The sequence below is a fragment of the Panacagrimonas perspica genome (genome assembly GCF_004364935.1).
Classification (GTDB): Bacteria; Pseudomonadota; Gammaproteobacteria; order Nevskiales; family Nevskiaceae; genus Panacagrimonas; species Panacagrimonas perspica.
Genome location: NZ_SOBT01000009.1, coordinates 902,398 through 921,774, shown reverse-complemented (window position 1 = coordinate 921,774; position 19,377 = coordinate 902,398). Strand labels below are relative to the sequence as shown.

Sequence of the window (19,377 nt, the reverse complement as noted above, 5' to 3'; positions counted from 1 at the left end):
GGATCAGATGCCCATTTCAGCTCGCCGTTGCTGGTACAGGCGCAGCACGAACTGGCCCGCCGGATGCAGACGGAACCGCTCGACTTCGATACGTGCCTCGATCGGCGCCTCTTCGAGCGTCGGCAGCAGCACGCCGTACTCGGGCGGCAGCAGGACCGGTGCGGCCATGCAGGCGAACGTCAGGTCCGCCGCGGTGAACTCCGCACCCATCAGGTAGGGGCGGCCGTCTGCGAGCAGGGCGCCCACCTCGTCGAAGATCGTCGAGATGATCAGCAGGCCGGCCTCGACGTTCTGACGCGTGGCGCGCAGGCGCATGGCAAGGAAGCGGCGCATCAACGGAAACAGCAGCGGCGCGAGCAGACGCTCCCACCAGGGCGTGCCCTGGGCCGCGACGCGAAGCACGTCGCGCGTGGGCTCGTCGATCCAGCGGAAGTAGACCCAGCGCCGCGTCTCGACGCCGAGCATCGTGTCGAAGCGTTCTTCCAGTTCTTCGATCTCGTTGCGCTGCGCATCGGGGTAGAGCCGGCGCCGTTCCGGAACGTAATGGTGATCGAGGAATTGCAGGATCGCCGTGGAGTCCTCGATGACCTCGGTATCCGCGACCAGCACCGGGACCTTGCCGCCGCGCGCGTGCCGGCGCACCGCGAGATAGTGAAAGACCTGCAGGTGCGGCTGCTCGAGGTATTCGAGCCCCGCGTGCGCGAGGCCCCAGCGAGCCTTCTCGCAGTAATGGCTCATCGGGATGGTGATCAGGCGCATGCGTGATCGGACAGGACTCCGTAGGCAGGACATCAGTCTGCAGCAACAACGACGATCGGGATTCGTGCACGTCGCGAACACTCGATGCGCCGTCGGCGCCATGCGGGCAAAGCATCGCCCCTGGCGCCCCCAACAAGCAAAAAGTTTGCGCGCCCTCAGTCCTGCGCGGATGGTTCCGGCGAGGCCTGCAGATCGCCGCCGTAGCTCGGCACGCGCCCGAGCAGCGGAACCGCGAACTCCACTTCGAACACGTAGCGTCCGCCCTCGACGCGTTTGCCGGCGCGCGCGATCGTGGCAACAAGCCCAGCGGCAGCCGGATGCCGTGCAGATACGCCCGCATCGGCTTCCACTCCCCGCCGCCGCCCGCGGTGTCGACCGACAGCCGCAGCTACAGCGCGCGGGTGTTCTCGAACCACTATCCGGTGGGCCAGGTGCCGACCGGGACGAACGTGGATTTCATCTCGCCTGCCGCCTCGAAGCGACGATCCCAGTGCAAGGCGCGATCGGAATGATGTATCCGCACCTCGAAACCGCGCTGTTCGCGATCGACCGGCACGCCGATCGATCGTGCAAGTCGCCGGCACAGCCATCCCGCGATGCCGCGTCCCACCCGAATCCGCACGACGCCCTGCAGTCTGCCGCCGTGAAGATGAAGGTCACGCAGCAGCGGTTGCAAGGTCTGGAAGTGAGGTCCGAACCAGCGGCTGACGGCGCTGCCATCTTCGCTGGAGGTCACTGGGTTGGCGGTGTGGAACAGAAGACCTTGAAGCCCTCTTCGTCGAGACTGAACCCTTCCTGCTTGGCGAGTTCCCACGATCGCTCGCAGCGGCCCGTGCGTTCGCACCACTGGTAGCCCGCCGATGCGATGCAGCCGTGCGCGTCGCGATCTCCGCCGACGAGGGGCGGCTGCGAAGACGCGGGAGTCGACGACTCAGGCGATGCCACCTTCTGTTCGGCCAGCGCGGCACCCGAGTCCGGCTTCTTGCCACCTGCGTCGATCGGCGCGGAGCAGGCACACACCACGAAAGACGATGCGAACGCCATCGCGTACCAGAGCTTGTTCATCGCGGTCATTCAGGTCGGTGATCGGCAGGCGATGATCCCGCCGCCGGCGCCTCGCGGGCAACTTGCCTCGAGCGGATTGGCTGCGATCTGTCCGCGCAGGAAGTCCCCACAGCGACCGCGGCTGTCGGAGCACGACAGCCGGGTCGATCGAAGCGGGTGCGTCAGAACTGGTACTTGACGTAGAACTGCGCGAAATCCTTGTCGCGGTACAGGTTCTGTTCGCCGGCGCCGAAGAAGAACTGATAGCCGACGTTGACCGACAGCGAGGACTTGTAGCGGGCCTCGAGAAGCGTGAACAGCGAGCGGCGATCCTTGATGAAGTTCTCGCCCGGGCCGGGCGAGTTGCCGTACACGTCGTGCTTCCAGATGAGCTGCGGCTGCAGCGAGATGCCGGGCAGAACGCTCTCGTAACGGATGATCTGGATGATGTCGTAACCGAACGACACCTTGTCGACGAACTGCGAGCGATCCTGTTGGTGCGGGTTGAAGCGCAGGCCGTCGGCGCCGACCACGCAGGTCTGGTTCTTGGAACAAGCCTGCTGCGATCCGTCCGCGCCGCTGCCGTCGGCACCCGCGCTCGCATGCGTGTACGTGCCCGGCGCTTCGATCTGCAACTCGTCGAGGTCAGGCAGGTTGGGGATCCACATCGCGCCGACTTCGAACAGCGTGATGATCTGGTCGGCGAAGACGATGTTGACCTTGTCCGTGGCACCGGCGACGTGCGTCGCGCCGAGGATGAAGTTGAAGGTGTCGAAGGTCTCCCAGCCGCGGATGTAGCACGCGTCACTGCGCGAATAGCCGTTGAAGTTGGGATTGCGGACGCGCGTGTCGGTGGCCGACGCCGGGTTGAGCTTGCGCTCGCCGATGAACTCCGCGGTGCAGGGCGCGTTCTCGCCGACCGGCGTGCCACGGTAGGCCGTGACGAACGCGGGGAACGAGCGCGCCGATCCGGGCGCATGACCGATCAGCAGGTCGAAGGTGTCGGGGCCGAGCAGCGGATTCGCGTCGCTGGGAGCGTAGGGGATCAAGCCGCCGTCGGGGCCGTAGCCGATGCCGCTGGTGCTGCCCACGCAACCCGACGAGGACAGCAGGTTGGGTACGCCCACCGGCAGGCCCAGTGCATTGAGGTTGTTGACAAGGCCGTCGAGCAGGGCGCTGCCCAGGGCGGCCTGTCCCGGTAGCAGGTTGTGTTCGAGCGAACGGTCGTGGCAACGCGTCAGGGTCGGACCGAAGGCCGCGAACACGAGGTCCTCGACATCGATCTGCAGCGGCTGGTCGGGGCGGTAGGCCACTTCACCCTGCAGCGAAAGGTCGGCACCGAACAGGTTCACGGTGCTGTTGAAACTCACGCCGAACAGCTTGATGTCTTCCGGGTATTCGGTGAGCAGCTTGACCGTGTCGAGCGGCACCGCGTCCGAGGCCGCCAGATAAGGACTGCCGGCGAGCACCGGAAGATCCGGGCAGGTCGCCAGGAAGCTGACGGTGTCGTAGGCGTCGATACCCAGCGCGTTGCCTTCGCGGCGTGCGCAGCTCGCCTGCGTGGCGAACGTGCTCACGTACGGCAGCTTCGAGTGGTAGTTCATGAAATAGAACGCGAACTCGGTGCCGTTGTTGAAGTTCTCGGCGTAGTAGCGGAACGCGATGCCGTACTGGCCGCTGTCGCGCGCCTCGTTGTCCTTCAGGCGATCGACCTTCAGCGACGTGGGCGTCACACCCGACAGCGGGTTGTACAGCGGCGTGCCCAGGCCTTCCGGATCTTCGGCAGATCCGCCGAAATGCACGTAGGCCTGGTTCACGGCGTTGTCGGTGCCGATGACGTCCGACAGGTAGAAGAAGCTGCCCGGCGCGGGTGCTTCGACGGGCTGCCATTCGAGCTGGTAGTAGGCCTCGATCGTGGCGTTCTGGAACGGCTCGAAGCTGGCGTAGGCCATGCCCACCGGCGTGAAGACTTCTTCCACCTGGAAACCGATGCGGCCGAAGTTGGAGGCAGACACCGGCTGCGCCTGGTTGATCGAGTTGATGACCAGCAGCGTCGACTCGCCCCAGTTCACGATCTGCCGGCCCAGCTTGATCGTCAGGTCCTTGTCATCGGTCAGCGCCACCTTGCCGAAGAAGTACGCGTCGAGGAGCTGGTAGTTGGCGCCTACCTGCGACAGCAGCTCGCCGCCGCGACGCTCGAAGCGCTCGGGGCGGCCGGGGCCGTACTGGATGGGGTTGAGCACCAGCAGTCCTGCATTCGGATCGCCCGGGCTCAGGCCCACGTCGAGATAGTTCTCGCGCGTGATGATGTTGGGGTGGTACTCGGTGAAGTCGTTGTTGCGCGCGTCGTAGAAGAACAGCGACTTCATGAAGAAGCCGTAGTCGCCCCAGGTCAGCGTGATGTCCTGCGTGGCCTTGGCCACGGCGGAGAAGACGTCGCCCTTGTCGTAGTTCCAGTTGCCGTCGTCGAAGTTCGGCGAGAACTGGCCAGGCGCGGCCGTGAGCCGGGCCGCCGGGAACGACTGGTCGCGGAACAGGCCCTGGCAGGACTGGTACTGGCCGGCGCAGACGTTGGGATTGAGGTTGGCCTTGCCGACGAGGTCGCTCGCCCGGTTCTCCATGCGCCAACCGGAGCCGACCGTGATCGTCGTGTTGATCGTGGCCTCGCCCTGCGAGCCGAAATTGAAATTGATGGCCTGCGCCGTCGTGGCGCTGAGGGCCAGCATGGCGCCCAGCAGCCATGCCCCGCGAATTGCCGTCGAGACGTCTCGCATGTTCATTCCCCCTTCTCCCCCGTTGGAATCTGACTCTGCGCGTCGTCTATCCCATCGACGCCGGTCGAGCGGGATTATGAGCGATGCCCGACGAGTCGCAACAGGATGCTCCGGTCGAGTCGGCGCGCGTCCGAGCGTGCAGCAGTTGCGGCATGAGCCGCCTCGCTGGAACGGATGACATGTGCGAGGCCGGTTCGCACACGAGCCGTATCATTCGTGGCCCTGGCTCGAATCACGGAAATCTCGCTTGTCGACCACCTGGCATTACGTCGAACGCGGCTCCGGCCGCCCGCTGATTTTGCTGCACGGCATCGGTCTGTCCCACGCATCGTGGGCCCCGGTGCTGGATCGCCTTGCGGTCCATCGTCGCGTATTGGCGTTCGATCTGGCGGGTTTCGGCCAGTCGCCTTCTCTTCCGCGGGGCACGGCGCCCACGCACGAGAACCTGCTCGCCTCGCTGACGCAGACCTTCGCGAACCTGGGACTCGACACGCCAGTGGACATCGTCGGCAATTCGCTGGGCGGGCAACTTGCACTGGTGGCAGCGCGCGAGGGCGTGGCGCGTTCGGTCGTCGCCTTGTCGCCGGCCGGGCTGTGGGCGGGCCGCCACGCGCCGCCACAGGTGCGTCTGACCTTGAAAGCCACGCGCCTGCTGGTGAAACGCATGCCTCGGCTGGCCGACGGGTTGCTGCACTCGCCGATCGGACGCACGTTGGCCTTTGCGCTGCCGATGACCTCGCGCGGATGGCGAGTGGACTCCGAAGAAGCCGTCGCGATCGGCAAGGTGTTTCGCGAAGCGGCGGAATTCGAAACCACGCTGGCGGCCGCAGAACGCTTCACCGGCGGCTCACGCATCCACGTTCCGGTGACGGTCGCGTTCGGCGCGCGCGACTGGCTGCTCACGCGAAGCTGCCAGCATCGTGACGAACTGCCGGCGCAGACGCGCTGGCTGAGACCTCGCGGCTGGGGCCACGTCCCGATGTGGGACGACCCGGAAGCGGTGGCGCAGTTGATCCTCGAGGGGACCGCCTAGCGGGGCGGCTCCGCTCAGACCGCGGAGGATTCTATCCGCGACACCGGGAAGCGCATCCGGAAGTCGGTGATCTTCATCGCCGCCAGCACCCGGCCCTGCGTCAGGTCCGGGAACACCGCCGGATCGAATCGCCAGTTGCGCACGCGTGCGAAGCGGAAGTGCCCGCTGGCTTCCGGCACGTACGTGAAGCGCTTGCCGTCGCGTACCTGCGACAGCGTGCGCCAGGACCTCGGCGTCCACTGCATCGGCGCCGGAAGTCGCGGGCCGAAGGCTTCCAGTTCCATCTCCGCGAATCGACGGCCGTCGTCGGTACGCAGTGAAATCTGATCTCGCGATCCGTAGTGAACGTCGAAGTCGCACCGATCCTTCGGGATTCCCCAGTTCAATCGGCCGTTCACGACCGAGGCCTGGCTCGACACGAAGATGCGGGAGATCGACAGCCGCGCCTCGTCTCCGAAGCGCAGCTTCCCCGGGATGTAGAGCAGCTCGTGGTACGGACCAACGTCGCTGCTGGCGTAGTCGACGAACATCGCGAACGCGATGCGCCCACGCCCTGCGCGCGGTGTCTGCGGCAGGATGAAGCTGGCGTGATCGAGCACGTCCTGCGGCATCCAGAGCGCGAACATGTAGCCCTGCCCGGCGAGGTCCCAGGGCGAGGGTGCGAGCGCGATGCCGCTGTCCGTGTCGACTTCTTGCGGCGCCACGGCGTGGACAACATCGTTCATGCGGTCACTCCCTTTCGCGCCGGCAACACCGCGGCGTTGTCCGCACCGAGCTTGGGACTTGTGCCCGTGTGCGTGCAGGCATGGCTGAATTTCACCGGAAATCCGAACACCGGCTTTCCGTTCTGCATCTCGACAAGGCCCCGTGCTTTCACCTGCTCGTTCTGCAGCGCTTCGGCGGGGGTCAACACGCCCGAGACGCAGGTGTCGAGATGCGCCAGTTCGCGCTCCCACTCGTCACGCGACTTCGATTTGAACAATTCGACCAGTGCCTGCCGCAGCGGCTGCCCCTTCGGACCTGCGGCCATCGGGAGCTTCAGCAGGTCGGGCCGGTTCACGGCGCGCACGACTTCGTGGAAGAACTTCGGCTCGAGCGCGCCGACCGCGAGGTGCTTGCCGTCGGCGCATTCGTAGACGGCGTAGTTCGGCATCGCCCCGGTGAGGAAATCCTCGCCGCGCGGCTGCGACTGGCCCATCTGGCGCACGGTCGACAGCGCGATCACCTGCAGCGCCATCGTGCCATCGAGCATCGCGGCGTCGACGAAGGTGCCCACGCCCGAGGCGCGCGTCCCCAACAGGGCCGCAAGAATTCCGGCAAGGCAGGTCAGCGCGCCGCCCGCGAGATCCGCCACCTGGCAGTTGCCGGGCGCCGGCGCCTGTCCCGTTGCGCCCACCTGGTCGAGCTCGCCGGCGTAGCCGCGGTAGTTCATGTCATGCCCCGCGCGCTCGCGGTACGGGCCCGTGTGGCCGTAGCCGGTGAGCGCAGCGAAGACGATGCGCGGATTGACCGCGCGCACCGCCTCGAATCCGCAGCCGAGCTTGTCCATCACGCCCGGCCGGAACGATTCGAGCACCACGTCGGCGGTCTTCGCTAATTCCAGGAACGCGTCGCGGTCCGCCGGCTTACGCAGATCCAGCGTCACGGACTTCTTGCCGCGATTGACGATGTCGAACAGGTCTGCCGACAACGCGCGCGCGTAATCGCCGCCGTTCGGCTCCTCGATCTTGATCACCTCGGCCCCGAGCTGCGCCAGATAGAGCGAGCAGAACGGGCCGGGCAGCAGGCGGGAGAGGTCCAGAACACGGACGCCAGTCAGCAACGGATTAAGGGACATGGACTCGGGATTTCGCATCTGACGTAGCCCGGGTGAACCCCGGGGGTTTTCCCTCGACGATCGCGACCGCCGGCGTTCAACCGAGCGGCCGCGGACGAATCGTCACATCGTGCGCGCGATCAATTCCTTCATGATCTCGTTGGTGCCGCCGTAGATGCGCTGCGCACGCGAGTCGATCCACGCACGCGCGATCGGGTACTCCAGCATGTAGCCGTAGCCGCCATGCAGCTGCACGCACTCGTCGATGACCTTGCCCATCAGGTCCGACGTCCAGTATTTCGCCGTCGCGGCGTCGTCGACGCCCAGCTTGTTCTTGAGCTGCATCTCGATGCACTTGTCGACATACACGCGCGCGATCGACAGCTCCGCTTTCATCTCGGCGAGCTTGAATCGCGTGTTCTGGAACGTCGCCACCGGCTTGCCGAAGACCTTGCGGCTGCGGGTGTATTCCAGCGTGTGCTTCAGCGCGGCCTCGGCACCGGCCACCGAGGTGATGGCGATCATTAGGCGCTCCCAGGCGAGCTCCTTCATCAGCATGATGAAGCCCATGCCTTCCATGCCCAGACGGTTGGCCTTGGGCACCCGCACGTTCTCGAAGAACAGTTCGCAGGTGTCCTGCGCCTTCATGCCGACTTTCTTCAGCGGCTTGCCTTTCGTGAAACCGGCGCGATCCGCTTCGACCAGCAGCAACGAGATGTCCTTGGAGCCTTCCCCCGAATTGCCGGTACGGGCGACCACGACGACGACGTCCGAGAGGTATCCATTGGTGATGAAGATCTTGCTGCCGTTGAGCACGTAGTCGTCGCCGTCGGCAACGGCCGTGGTCTTCACGGCCTGCAGGTCGGAACCGGTGCCCGGCTCGGTCATCGCGATGGCACCGATGATCTCGCCGCTGGCCATCTTCGGCAGCCACTGCGCCTTCTGTTCCTTGCTGCCGAAATTGTTGATGTAGTTGGCGACGATGTCGGAATGCAGCGAGAAGCCCGTGCCGGAATCGCCCGAGTAGCTCTGCTCTTCCATCAGGATGACGCTGTAGCTGCGATCCACGCCCAGCCCGCCGAACTCCTCGGGCATCGTCACGCAAAGCAAGCCCAGTTCGCCGGCCTTGTTCCAGATCTTGCGATCGACGTGCTGCTGTTCTTCCCAGGCCTCGCGATTCGGCACGACCTCGGTTTCGAAGAAGCGCCGCACGGTCTTGCGGAAGTCGTCGTGCTCGGCGTTGAACAGGGTGCGGGGAATCATCGGACGCTCCGAAAGTCGGTTGAATGAGGGATGGGAAACAAGAGGGAGACCGCCCGTAACGAGAGCGTTGGAACGTCTCGTTTACATGCAGTACGTACTGTATGTAACATGACCGCGTCCATTCCTGTCAATCGCGCGGCGGCCATTCGTGCCTCGAGTCCCCTCTTCCACGTCGACTTCGCGGCCCCGCGCGCGGGCCGCCTCGGGTACCCGGGCGAGCGCCACCGAAGGTGCGCGCCGCACCCAGACCGAACGCAGCGACGCGATGCGCAAGCGCCTGATCGACGCGACCTTGCACTGCCTGACGAACGACGGTTATGCGGGAACGACGGTGAGCTCCATCGTGCGCAGGGCCGGCGTGTCGCGCGGAGCGCATCTGCACCACTTCCCGACGAAGAACGCACTGATCCTGGAAGCGACCGAGTTCCTGATGCGGCGCGCGTACCGGGTGCTCGGTGAGATGTTGTTGGCGATCGCGGAGGACGAAAATCGCGTCGCGGCAGTCGTCGACGGCGCGTGGAAAGCGATCTACGGCACGCGCCAGTTCGGCGCGTATTTCGAGCTGATTGCGGCCGCCAAGCACGATCCCGAACTGGCCCGCGCCATGCAAACGTTGTCCGAGCGGACGATGCGCACGATCGATGGCGCGATCGTCCATTACTTCGAGAAGCGCGGTGAAAACGTCGAGACGCCACGCGATCTGTTCGTGCTGACGCACTGGCTGATGAGCGGGCTGGCTGCGGGCGAACGCGCGTCCGTGACCGCCGCGGACAGCCAGCATTTCCTCGGCGTCTGGGCTCGATTGATCGCCACGCAGATGCGCGCCAAACGAGGCGTGCGAACGGCGCCGCCTCGCCCGCCGGAGTGGATTTCGGGTTGATCTGACGTCGATTTGGCCTGTTTTCAGGCCACGCAGCCGTCGCCGGATATAATCGTAGGGTACGTTACTAGTTCTGGACGCTCGCCCGTGCTCGGCTCGCATGCCGCACGAGCGGACCCACCGGATCTCCACCGACTCCGCGAGAACACCCATGACCGAAACCGCCACTGCCCTGACGATCGAAGACGGCATCGCCCGCCTGCGCTTCACGGACGCGGCTCGAGGCAATCCGATCGATCAGCGCTTCTGCGACGAAATGTGTGCGCGTGCGATCGAACTCTCTTGCCGCGACGACGTTCGTGTCGTGCTGGTGACAGCCGACGGCAAGGCCTTTGGGTACGGCGGCGATATCGGCAGCTTCGTTGCCCACCTCGACGAGCTGCCGAGCCTGATCAAGCGCATGACCGCCACGATGCATAGCGCGGTGTCACGCCTGCAGCGCATGGATGCGCCGATGGTGGTTGCCGTGCAAGGCGTGTGCGCGGGCGGCATGGCGGCGTTCGCGGCCGGCTGCGACATCGTGGTCAGCGCGGACACCGCACGCTATACGGCGGCCTACACCGGCATCGGATTCAGTTGCGACGCGAGTGCATCGATCATGTTCTCCCGGCGCATGGGCCTGGCCCGCGCCCGCAATTTCCTGCTGCGAAACCAGGTAATCGATGCCCAGGCGGCGCTGGCTGTTGGCTTGGTCGACGAGGTGGTGCCGGCAGCGGATCTGGTGGCGCACGCAGAGAAGATCGCGGCCCAGCTTGCCTCCGGTCCGACCAAGGCCTACGGCGAAGTGCGGCGGCTCCTGCTCTCCGTGCAGGATCAGCCGCTGGAAGCGCAGCTCGAACTCGAAGCCCAGGCACTAGCCCGCATGGCGGCCACCGCCGATGCCCGCGAAGGTCTTCTGGCCTTCAGCGAGAAGCGCAAGCCGCGCTATCTGGGCCGCTGAGCCCGCACACAGGATCGAAGCACCGATGAAAGTTCTGTTCGTACATGCGCACTCCGAAGCGGATTCGTTCGTGTCCGCGATGCGCGATTCCGCGAAGGCGGCGTTCGAAGAGCGTGGCGATACCGTCACGGTCTCCGACCTCTACGCGATGAAGTTCAACCCGGTGTCGGGGCCTGAAGACTTCGGGCAGCGGTCCGATCCGGGTCATCTGACCTATGCGCTCGAGCAGCGGCACGGCTACGAGAACGGCACGATCGCCGAGGACATCAAGACGGAGATCGGGAAGGTTCTGGACGCCGACATCGTCGGCTTCACGTTCCCGCTGTACTGGTTCGGCACACCGGCGATCCTGAAGGGATGGATCGATCGCGTGTTCATCTCGGGCACGTTCTACGGCGGCAAACGGCTGTATGGGAACGGCGGCATGGCCGGCAAAAAGGCCTTCGCCGCGTTCAGCCTGGGAGGACGCGAGTACATGTTCGGCGAGGACTCGCTGCACGGACCTCTGGCCACCGGGATGATGAAGCACTTCTTCCAGGGCACGCTCGGTTACGCCGGCTTCTCGGTCGTGGAGCCGTTCATCGCGCATCACGTGCCGTATCTGCCGCTCGATCAGCGCCAGAAATGCCTCGCCGAGTTGCGCGACTACGTGCTGTCCTTCGATCGGCTTCCGATCATGCCGATGCCGGATCTCAAAAACTTCGGACCGCGCTTCGAGCCACTCGGCAAGCCGGCCTGACGGCGGCCGTCACACTCGGATGCAGGCTGCAAGGTGAGCGGTTTCGATGCTTCGCAGCGCCGGCACGGATTGCGTGCAGACATCCACCGCAATCGGACAACGCGGTGCGAAGGCGCAGCCGGGTGGCAACTGCAGCAGGTTGGGCGGCTGTCCCCGCAGTGCGAGCAGACGATCGGTAAGCGGTGTGTCGATGCGCGGACGCGCTTCCAGCAAGGCGCGCGTGTAGGGATGGGCCGGCGCGTTGAGCAAGGTTTGCGTCGCGCCCGACTCGACCGCGCGCCCGGCGTACATGACCATCGTGTGCTCGCAGACCTCGGCGACCACGCCCAGGTCGTGCGTGATCAGAATCATCGCGACGCCGAAATCCTTCTTGAGTTCGGCGAACAATCTCAGAATCTGGGCTTGCACGGTGACGTCGAGCGCCGTCGTGGGTTCGTCGGCGAGCAGCAGCGCCGGCTGACAGGCGAGCGCGATGGCGATCATCACGCGTTGGCGCTGTCCACCGGATAGTTCGTGCGGGTAGCTGCGCAAACGCTGCGCGGCATCCGGGATGTGCACCGCCTGCATCAAGCGCAAGCTTTCCGCTCGGGCAGCACTTCGCGACAGACCGCGATGACGTTCCAGCACCTCGCCGAGCTGCACTTCGACGCGCAGATAGGGATTGAGGCTCGTCATCGGGTCTTGGAACACCATGGCGATGCGATTGCCGCGCAGCTTCGAGAGCTGCGATTCCGGCAACTTCAGCAGGTCGCGATCTTCGAAACGGATCGAGCCGCTGACCTTCGCGTTGCGCGCCAGCAGTCCGAGCACGGCCATCGCGGTCTGGGATTTTCCGGCGCCCGATTCGCCGACGATGCCCAGCGTGCCGCCTTGTGCCAGCGCGAAGCTGAGACCTTCGACCGCCTGCACGACGCCCTCGGGCGTCTTGAAACGGATGCTCAGATCTCGGACGTCGAGCAGGGTCATGGCGTGCGCAGGTCGTTCATCGATCTTTCGGATCGAGCGCGTCGCGCAATCCGTCGCCGATGAAGTTGAAGCAGAACAAGGTCACCGCGAGGAACGTCGCGGGGAAGATGAGCGCCCAGGGCGCGGCATCCATGTCGCGTGCGCCCTCGTTCACCAATGCGCCCCAGCTCGTGGCCGGCTCCTGCACGCCCAGGCCGAGGAAGCTCAGGAACGATTCGACGAGGATCACCTGGGGAATCGTCAGCGTGACGTAGACCATGACGACGCCCAGCAGGTTGGGAATGATGTGGCGACGGATGATGCGACCGTTGCTGACACCCGAGGCGCGCGCGGCCATCACGAACTCGCGATTCTTCAGTGCCAGTGTCTGGCCGCGGACGATGCGCGCCATGTCCAGCCAATTGATCGCGCCGATGGCGACGAAGATCAGCACCAGGTGCCGGCCGAACACGACCATCAGCAGGATCACCAGGAACATGAAGGGCAACGCGTACAGTATGTCGACCCCTCGCATCATCAGACCGTCGATGCGGCCGCCGAAATAACCGGCGGTTGCGCCGTAGGCAACGCCGATCAGCAGCGACACCAGCGTGGCGACGATGCCGACCATCAGCGAGATGCGTCCTCCCACCAGCGTTCGGACGAACAGATCCCGCCCAAGCTGATCGGTGCCGAAGAAATGCATGCCCTCGGTCTGTGGCGGCGCACGCCAGATGCCGTCGAAGTCGATGTAGTCGTAGGTCCATGGACTGAACATCGGACCCAACACGATCAATAGGACCATCAGCACCAGCACGACGATCGAGAGCAACGCGGCTCGGTTGGCGAACAGGCGCCTGCGCGCGTCCGCCCAGAGACTGCGACCGACGGGCGCGGCCGCAGCCACAGCGAGCGCGGTCTCGACCTTGTTCATTCGGCGCGCACCCTTGGATCGAGCACGCCGTACAGCATGTCTACGAGGAAATTGAACAGGATGATCAACGTGCCATAGAAGACCACCACGCCCATGACCAGCGTGTAGTCGCGATTGAGCGCCGCCTGCACGAAGTATCGTCCGATGCCTGGTATGCCGAAGATCTGCTCGATGACCACCGATCCCGTGATGATTCCGGCGGAGGCGGGCCCCAGGTAGGACAGGACCGGCATCAAGGCCGGACGTAACGCGTGTCGCAGGATCACCGTGCGTGTCGCCAGGCCTTTCGCACGCGCGGTACGGATGTAGTTCGAGTTGAGCACTTCGATCATCGAGCCACGCATCAGGCGCGCGAGGATCGCGATCTGCGGCAGCGCGAGTGCAACAACCGGAAGCGCCATGTCACGCAGGCCGCCGTCTTGCCAGCCGCCGGCGGGCAGCCAGCCGAGCGTGACGGCGAACAACAGGATCAGCAGCGGGGCGATGACGAACACGGGGATCGACATCCCGGTCATCGCGAGTGTCATCACCGCGTAGTCCGAGAATCGATTGTGCCGAAGTGCGGCGACGATGCCGGCCGCGCAGCCGACGAACAGGGCCAGGACCATCGCGCCGAGTCCGACACGCAGCGAGACGGGCAATCCCTGGAGGATGAGTTGGTTGACAGTGAAATCGGAATACTGGAATGAGGGTCCGAGATCGCCCTGTACCGCACCGCCGATGTAGCGCGCGAACTGCTTCCACAGCGGTTCGTCGAGGTGATACGCCTGCTCGAGCTTGGCCAGGATTTCCGGCGGAAGCGAGCGCTCGGTATCGAAGGGTCCGCCCGGCGCCGCTCGCATCATGAAGAATGCCAGCACGAGCAGCAGCAGCAGCGTAGGCACCGCGCTGGCGAATCTGAGCAGGGCGAGACGAAGCATGGCGGCGCGGGGGATGGGTCGGAGCAAGGATCGCGGTCGCTCCCGCCTTCGTCAACGGGAGTGCGGCGAACGGGCGGGCGTTATTGGAGCCGCATGTAACGCGTGTGGTGGTGGTCCATGATGTTCCCCTCCCATCCGGTGACTCTTGGCGAGACTAGGCGTTTGGTCACGTAGAAATAGATCGGGATCACAGGCAGATCTTCCATCAGGAGTGCTTCGGCGTCGTGTTGGAGTTGCTCGCGTACCGCCGGATCCCCTTCCACCGCGGCCTTTTCGATCAGCTCGTCGTACCGCGGATTCGAGTAGCCCTGATCATTCAACCCGTGCTTGGAATGAAGGATTTCGAGGAACGAGTTGGCGTCGTTGTAATCGCCGATCCATCCGGCGCGAAAGACCTCGGTGCGCGCTTTCAGTCGGCGAGTCTGCAGGTAGACCTTCCACTCCTCGTTCACGAGTACCGCATCGACCCCGAGCCACTGCTTCCACATTGCGGCGATCGCGGTGGCGACCTTCTTGTGATTCTCGTGGGTGTTGTAGAGGATCTCGACCCGCGCCGGATTTTCCTCCGAATAACCCGCCTCCTTGTAGAGACGCCGTGCCTCGGCAAGGGACTGCTCCCGATTCCATCCCGACCACTGGGCTTTCGCGGTGCGATGACCGATGGTGCCCGGGGGAACCCACGAGTCGGCTGGCTGTTCGCCGAGCCCCTGTACTTTCTCGCAGATGATCTTTCGATCGATCGCCAGGGTCAGAGCGCGACGCAGCTTGGGGTTGTCCTTGAATGGCGGACGCGTGACATTGAAGCCGTAGTAGTAGACGCCGAGATAGGTGTGCACCTTGTACATCTCGGGCAGATTCGCCCTGATCCAGGCCCCCTGGCTTGCCGGAACCTCGTAAGTCCAATCCAGTTCGCCGGCGCGGAACCGCTTGAATTCCGAGTTCAGATCTTCGGTGTTCAGATACTGAACCTGGTCGATGCTCGTATGGGCGTTGTCCCAGTAGTAGGGATTTCGCTCGAGCAGGATGTGAGATTGCACCACGCGCTGGACCAGGCGGTACGCCCCGTTGGTCACGAGGTTTCCAGGCTGCGCGAAGGCCGTACCGAACTTGGCGAGGCTCGCTCGATGGATCGGGTAAGTCGACGAGTGGACGAGCAGACCAAGGAAGTACGCGGTCGGGCCTTTCAAGCGAATGGTCAGCGTGTGCGGATCGACGGCGGTCACTGCGAGCTGGTCTGGCGGGAGCTTGCCTTCGATGACGGCTTCGGCGTTCGCGATGGGTGCAAGAATCTGGGAATAGTTTGAGCCCGTCGCCGGATCGGCACTTCGCCGCAAGCCCGCCACGAAGTCCTCTGCAGTAACAGGGTCGCCGTTCGACCACTTCGCGTCGCGGCGAAGTGTGAAGGTGTATGTGAGGCGATCGTCGCTGAGCGTCCAGCTCTCGGCGGCGCCGGCGGTGAGGGTCGCGTCGGGGCGCTCGGTGATGAGACCTTCGTACAGATCACGAAGAACGTTGGCGGCCGACACGCCCTCGGCCTTGTGCGGGTCGAGCGTTTCCACCTCCGGCCCATTGCCCTTGCGCAGAATCTGCGGGGCCGCGCTAGCCGTAAGGGTGCAGAAGACCAAGACGCTAGCGAGTAGCCGGGGGAGGATGGACTTCATGCGTGCTTGGGGCGGGCGCGACTCGCGAACCAACTGACGACGATGACGCTGCCCAGGATGATCAGCGTCCCGGCAATCTGCATCGAGCTGAGCTTTTCGTCCAGCAGCCACCCGCCGAGAAGGACTGCCACAGCGGGGTTGATGTAAGCGTACGTGCCGAGCTGCGCTGGCGTGACTTGGTGAACCAGCCAGAAGAAGCATGCGTAGGCGATGCACGTTCCGAAGACGATCAGATAGGCCATTGCGAAGAGGGCGCTCGGCTCCCAACTCCAGCGTTCCGCCTCCCCGGCAGCGAGTCCGCCCGTCGTCATCACGACGCCAGCCACGATCGTCTGGGCCGTAGCACTGCAAAACGGATTGCAGGCGAGGGGCCTTCGCTTGGATACGATCGAGCCGAGGGCCCATAACAGCGGAGAAAACAGGAGCGCGACATAGGCGAACCAAGGCGCATCGCCCGCCTGGAGACCGTCGCCGACCAGCACGATCACGCCCCCGAATCCGACCAGCAACCCTGTATATGTAGCTCCCGACAGGGATTGGCCCTGCGTTCCGAGCGTACCGAGCCATGCGATCCAGAGCGCTGAGGTCGCGACAATCAATGCTGTCTGGTTGGACTCGACCCATTGTTCACTCCAGGTCACGAGCCCGTTCGCTCCAACCAGCATCATCACGCTGACCAGAGCAAGCCAACGCCATTCGGCGAGCGTCGTCGGCATCCGATATCCCTTCCACCCGGCATAAGCGAGCATCAAGGCTCCGGCGATCAGAAATCTCACCCCTGCCGAAAGGAACGGTGGGAGATGCTCGACCATCAGACGTATGCCGAGATAGGTCGAACCCCAGACCAGATAGACCACGGCAAACGCCATGACGATCCGGGGATCTACCGACGCGCGGATGCGATCACTCACGCGCTTTTCGCCGCATGCTTTCGTCCAGCAAAAGTCGACTTCGCCGCGTTTGGCGGCGCGTTCGTCGTATCGAAGAGAGGCCTGATTGACACTACGGTCCGGGATGGTGCTTGCAGCAAGATCGTCGGCCACGTGTTCAAGTGGGAGACGGCGAAGCACAGCTTAACGCCTGACCTACCCGTTTTTACTTGCCAGCGGAGCCTTCAGCTCACGGATCCGACATGCAACCGGGGACTCTCCGCAGCGCTCCCAATTGGAAACGAAGAGAACGCGCGAAGGACAGTGAGCCTGCGGCGACGAGCGGATATCCCGCTCGTGCTGCAGGCCCATCCAGGATTTCAGCTGGAGAACTTCAAGTTGTCCTTGTTCTTCGTGATGATCGCGTCACCGACGCCTTTGACCCTCTTGGCAAGGTCGGCCCCATCCTTGAACGGCGCCTTCGCACGTTCCGTCACGATGGCTTCGGCAATCTTGTCGCCGACGCCCGCGAGTTCCTTGGCGATCGTCTTTGCGTCGGCTGTGTTCACGTTCACCGGCCCAGCCCATACCGAACCTGCAAAGGTGAGCAGCAGGGCAGTTAATACCGCTTTGGGTGCATTCATCGCCTATCTCCCGAAATTAAAGGACCGCCGACAAGTTCGGCGAGTAATAGGCTTGGGCACGAATAGGTTTCTGTCAGCTATGCAAACTCACGTTGAGTTTTTCGGCAGATTGTTTCGCGAACTAAAAAACCCCACCGGAGTTATCCGGTGGGGTTCGGTTTAAGAGCCTGGCAGTGACCTACTTTCGCATGGCAGCTGCCACACTATCATCGGCGCAGAGTCGTTTCACTTCCGTGTTCGGGATGGGAACGGGTGGTTCCAACTCGCTAATGCCGCCAGGCAAACTGGCTGACGAATTGAAATTAATCAATTCATCGAATTTTGGTTTGTAGTTGAACTACTGAAGCTCTCAATGCCTCAGTGCATGACGCTAAATTTGTCTTCTCGTTGGTCGCTTTGCGACGTTCCAAGAATGCTTGAGCGTTATATGGTCAAGCCGCACGAGCAATTAGTACACGTTAGCTGACCGTTACCGGCCGTACACACCGTGCCTATCAACCTTGTGGTCTACAAGGGCTCTTTAGGGGTCTCGAAGACCCGCGAGATCTCATCTTGAGGTGGGCTTCACGCTTAGATGCTTTCAGCGTTTATCCCGTCCGTATATAGCTACCCAGCGATGCCACTGGCGTGACAACTGGAACACCAGAGATACGTTCAACCCGGTCCTCTCGTACTAAGGTTAACTCCTCTCAAATCTCGAACGCCCACGGCAGATAGGGACCGAACTGTCTCACGACGTTCTGAACCCAGCTCGCGTACCACTTTAACCGGCGAACAGCCGGACCCTTGGGACCTGCTACAGCCCCAGGATGTGATGAGCCGACATCGAGGTGCCAAACACTGCCGTCGATATGGACTCTTGGGCAGTATCAGCCTGTTATCCCCGGAGTACCTTTTATCCGTTGAGCGATGGCCCTTCCATACAGAACCACCGGATCACTTAGACCTACTTTCGTACCTGCTCGACTCGTCTGTCTCGCAGTCAAGCCAGCTTGTGCCTATGCACTCAAGAGCGCGATTTCCGACCGCGCTGAGCTGACCTTCGCACTCCTCCGTTACTCTTTGGGAGGAGACCGCCCCAGTCAAACTACCCACCATACATTGTCCCTGACCAGGATGACTGGTCGAGGTTAGAATTCCGAGTTTATCAGGGTGGTATTTCAAGGTTGGCTCCACCTGAACTAGCGTCCAGGTTTCAATGCCTCCCACCTATCCTACACAAACAAACTCAAAATCCAATGTAAAGATATAGTAAAGGTTCACGGGGTCTTTCCGTCTTGCCGCGGGAACACTGCATCGTCACAGCGATTTCAATTTCACTGAGCCTCGGAAGGAGACAGTGGGGCTATCGTTACTCCATTCGTGCAGGTCGGAACTTACCCGACAAGGAATTTCGCTACCTTAGGACCGTTATAGTTACGGCCGCCGTTTACTGGGGCTTCGATCAAGAGCTTCGCCTTGCGGCTGACCCCATCAATTAACCTTCCAGCACCGGGCAGGAGTCACACCCTATACGTCCACTTTCGTGTTTGCAGAGTGCTGTGTTTTTGATAAACAGTCGCAACCCCCTCTTCACTGCGGCCCACTTGCGTGGGCGAACCTTATCCCGAAGTTACGGTTCTAATTTGCCGAGTTCCTTCTCCCGAGTTGTCTCAAACGCCTGAGGATACTCTCCTCGCCCACCTGTGTCGGTTTGGGGTACGGCTCGTATCTGCCTGAAGCTTAGAGGTTTTTCTTGGAAGCGGGGTATCAGCAACTTCAGCTCAAAGAGCCTCGTCATCACGTCTCAGATAATCCCAGCGGATTTGCCTACCGGGCACTCCTAAACGCTTAAACCACCATCCAACAGGTGGATTGCCTAACCTTCTCCGTCACCCCATCGCAGCAGAAACAAGTGCTGGAATATTAACCAGCTTTCCATCGACTACGCCTTTCGGCCTCGCCTTAGGAGCCGACTCACCCAGCGCCGAATATCGTTGCGCTGGAACCCTTGGGCTTACGGCGTGACGGTTTTTCACCGTCATTGTCGTTACTCATGTCAGCATTCGCACTTCTGATACCTCCAGCAACCCTTACGAGTCACCTTCGCAGGCTTACAGAACGCTCCTCTACCACGCACATTGCTGTGCATCCGCAGCTTCGGTACACGGCTTAGC

Annotated in this window: 18 protein-coding genes and 2 rRNA genes (1 of these 20 only partly in view); 4 read left to right on the top strand and 16 right to left on the bottom strand. The window is 63.1% G+C overall.

The genetic code is table 11. The features are described 5' to 3' along the window. Nucleotides 1-3: 3 nt before the first annotated feature. From DFR24_RS15680 to DFR24_RS15660, 5 genes are all read right to left on the bottom strand, one after another. Complete coding sequence (locus DFR24_RS15680) at nucleotides 4-759, bottom strand: glutathione S-transferase family protein (protein ID WP_162851244.1); 756 nt, start codon at nucleotides 757-759, stop codon at nucleotides 4-6. 155 nt (nucleotides 760-914) lie between these two features. Next, complete coding sequence (locus tag DFR24_RS15675; protein WP_133882319.1) at nucleotides 915-1,109, bottom strand: hypothetical protein; 195 nt, start codon at nucleotides 1,107-1,109, stop codon at nucleotides 915-917. Nucleotides 1,110-1,174: 65 nt separating this feature from the next. Continuing rightward, nucleotides 1,175-1,495, bottom strand: a complete 321-nt coding sequence (locus DFR24_RS15670) for a DUF4166 domain-containing protein (protein WP_162851243.1) — start codon at nucleotides 1,493-1,495, stop codon at nucleotides 1,175-1,177. Beyond that, nucleotides 1,492-1,824: a hypothetical protein gene (locus tag DFR24_RS15665; protein ID WP_210772523.1), complete on the bottom strand. Its 333-nt coding sequence runs from the start codon at nucleotides 1,822-1,824 to the stop codon at nucleotides 1,492-1,494. Before DFR24_RS15665 ends, DFR24_RS15670 begins: the two co-directional genes overlap by 4 nt. Before the next feature lie 161 nt (nucleotides 1,825-1,985). Continuing rightward, entirely contained in the window at nucleotides 1,986-4,583 is a 2,598-nt protein-coding gene (locus DFR24_RS15660; protein ID WP_246051672.1) for a DUF1302 domain-containing protein, read from the bottom strand. Between the two features lie 241 nt (nucleotides 4,584-4,824). On the opposite strand from DFR24_RS15660, the gene DFR24_RS15655 reads away from it, so the two are divergent. After that, on the top strand, nucleotides 4,825-5,610 hold the full coding sequence (locus tag DFR24_RS15655) for an alpha/beta fold hydrolase (protein ID WP_162851242.1): 786 nt from the start codon (nucleotides 4,825-4,827) through the stop codon (nucleotides 5,608-5,610). A 14-nt stretch (nucleotides 5,611-5,624) separates the two neighbouring features. Here DFR24_RS15655 and DFR24_RS15650 read toward each other — a convergent pair whose 3' ends face one another. From DFR24_RS15650 to DFR24_RS15640, 3 genes are all read right to left on the bottom strand, one after another. Beyond that, nucleotides 5,625-6,335, bottom strand: coding sequence for an acetoacetate decarboxylase family protein (locus DFR24_RS15650; RefSeq protein WP_133882315.1), 711 nt, complete (start codon nucleotides 6,333-6,335; stop codon nucleotides 5,625-5,627). Continuing rightward, nucleotides 6,332-7,447, bottom strand: a complete 1,116-nt coding sequence (locus tag DFR24_RS15645) for a CaiB/BaiF CoA transferase family protein (RefSeq protein WP_133882314.1) — start codon at nucleotides 7,445-7,447, stop codon at nucleotides 6,332-6,334. The genes DFR24_RS15650 and DFR24_RS15645 overlap by 4 nt, the downstream gene beginning before the upstream one ends. Before the next feature lie 102 nt (nucleotides 7,448-7,549). Further along, nucleotides 7,550-8,689, bottom strand: coding sequence for an acyl-CoA dehydrogenase family protein (locus tag DFR24_RS15640; RefSeq protein ID WP_133882313.1), 1,140 nt, complete (start codon nucleotides 8,687-8,689; stop codon nucleotides 7,550-7,552). Nucleotides 8,690-8,954: 265 nt separating this feature from the next. On the opposite strand from DFR24_RS15640, the gene DFR24_RS15635 reads away from it, so the two are divergent. The 3 genes from DFR24_RS15635 to DFR24_RS15625 all read left to right on the top strand — a co-directional run bounded on the left by DFR24_RS15635 (nucleotide 8,955) and on the right by DFR24_RS15625 (nucleotide 11,248). Then, nucleotides 8,955-9,569: a TetR/AcrR family transcriptional regulator gene (locus tag DFR24_RS15635; protein WP_133882312.1), complete on the top strand. Its 615-nt coding sequence runs from the start codon at nucleotides 8,955-8,957 to the stop codon at nucleotides 9,567-9,569. A 151-nt stretch (nucleotides 9,570-9,720) separates the two neighbouring features. Beyond that, on the top strand, nucleotides 9,721-10,509 hold the full coding sequence (locus DFR24_RS15630) for an enoyl-CoA hydratase/isomerase family protein (protein WP_162851241.1): 789 nt from the start codon (nucleotides 9,721-9,723) through the stop codon (nucleotides 10,507-10,509). Between the two features lie 25 nt (nucleotides 10,510-10,534). Further along, nucleotides 10,535-11,248: an NAD(P)H-dependent oxidoreductase gene (locus tag DFR24_RS15625; protein WP_133882310.1), complete on the top strand. Its 714-nt coding sequence runs from the start codon at nucleotides 10,535-10,537 to the stop codon at nucleotides 11,246-11,248. Between the two features lie 9 nt (nucleotides 11,249-11,257). Here DFR24_RS15625 and DFR24_RS15620 read toward each other — a convergent pair whose 3' ends face one another. From DFR24_RS15620 to DFR24_RS15585, 8 genes are all read right to left on the bottom strand, one after another. Next, nucleotides 11,258-12,214: an ABC transporter ATP-binding protein gene (locus DFR24_RS15620; RefSeq protein WP_133882309.1), complete on the bottom strand. Its 957-nt coding sequence runs from the start codon at nucleotides 12,212-12,214 to the stop codon at nucleotides 11,258-11,260. A 16-nt stretch (nucleotides 12,215-12,230) separates the two neighbouring features. Then, nucleotides 12,231-13,127: an ABC transporter permease subunit gene (locus DFR24_RS15615; protein ID WP_133882308.1), complete on the bottom strand. Its 897-nt coding sequence runs from the start codon at nucleotides 13,125-13,127 to the stop codon at nucleotides 12,231-12,233. Beyond that, on the bottom strand, nucleotides 13,124-14,047 hold the full coding sequence (oppB, locus tag DFR24_RS15610) for an oligopeptide ABC transporter permease OppB (RefSeq protein ID WP_133882307.1): 924 nt from the start codon (nucleotides 14,045-14,047) through the stop codon (nucleotides 13,124-13,126). The genes DFR24_RS15615 and oppB overlap by 4 nt, the downstream gene beginning before the upstream one ends. A gap of 80 nt (nucleotides 14,048-14,127) precedes the next feature. After that, nucleotides 14,128-15,708 (bottom strand): peptide ABC transporter substrate-binding protein, encoded by a 1,581-nt coding sequence (locus tag DFR24_RS15605; RefSeq protein WP_133882306.1) that lies wholly within the window; start codon nucleotides 15,706-15,708, stop codon nucleotides 14,128-14,130. Next, a complete protein-coding gene (locus DFR24_RS15600; protein ID WP_246051671.1) occupies nucleotides 15,705-16,751 on the bottom strand; it encodes an EamA family transporter in 1,047 nt (348 codons plus the stop codon). Before DFR24_RS15600 ends, DFR24_RS15605 begins: the two co-directional genes overlap by 4 nt. Before the next feature lie 206 nt (nucleotides 16,752-16,957). After that, entirely contained in the window at nucleotides 16,958-17,221 is a 264-nt protein-coding gene (locus tag DFR24_RS15595) for a ComEA family DNA-binding protein (protein ID WP_133882305.1), read from the bottom strand. Between the two features lie 165 nt (nucleotides 17,222-17,386). After that, a 5S ribosomal RNA gene (rrf, locus tag DFR24_RS15590) occupies nucleotides 17,387-17,501 on the bottom strand. A 147-nt stretch (nucleotides 17,502-17,648) separates the two neighbouring features. Further along, nucleotides 17,649-19,377: ribosomal RNA gene (locus DFR24_RS15585) — 23S ribosomal RNA — on the bottom strand (it continues 1,100 nt past the right edge of the window).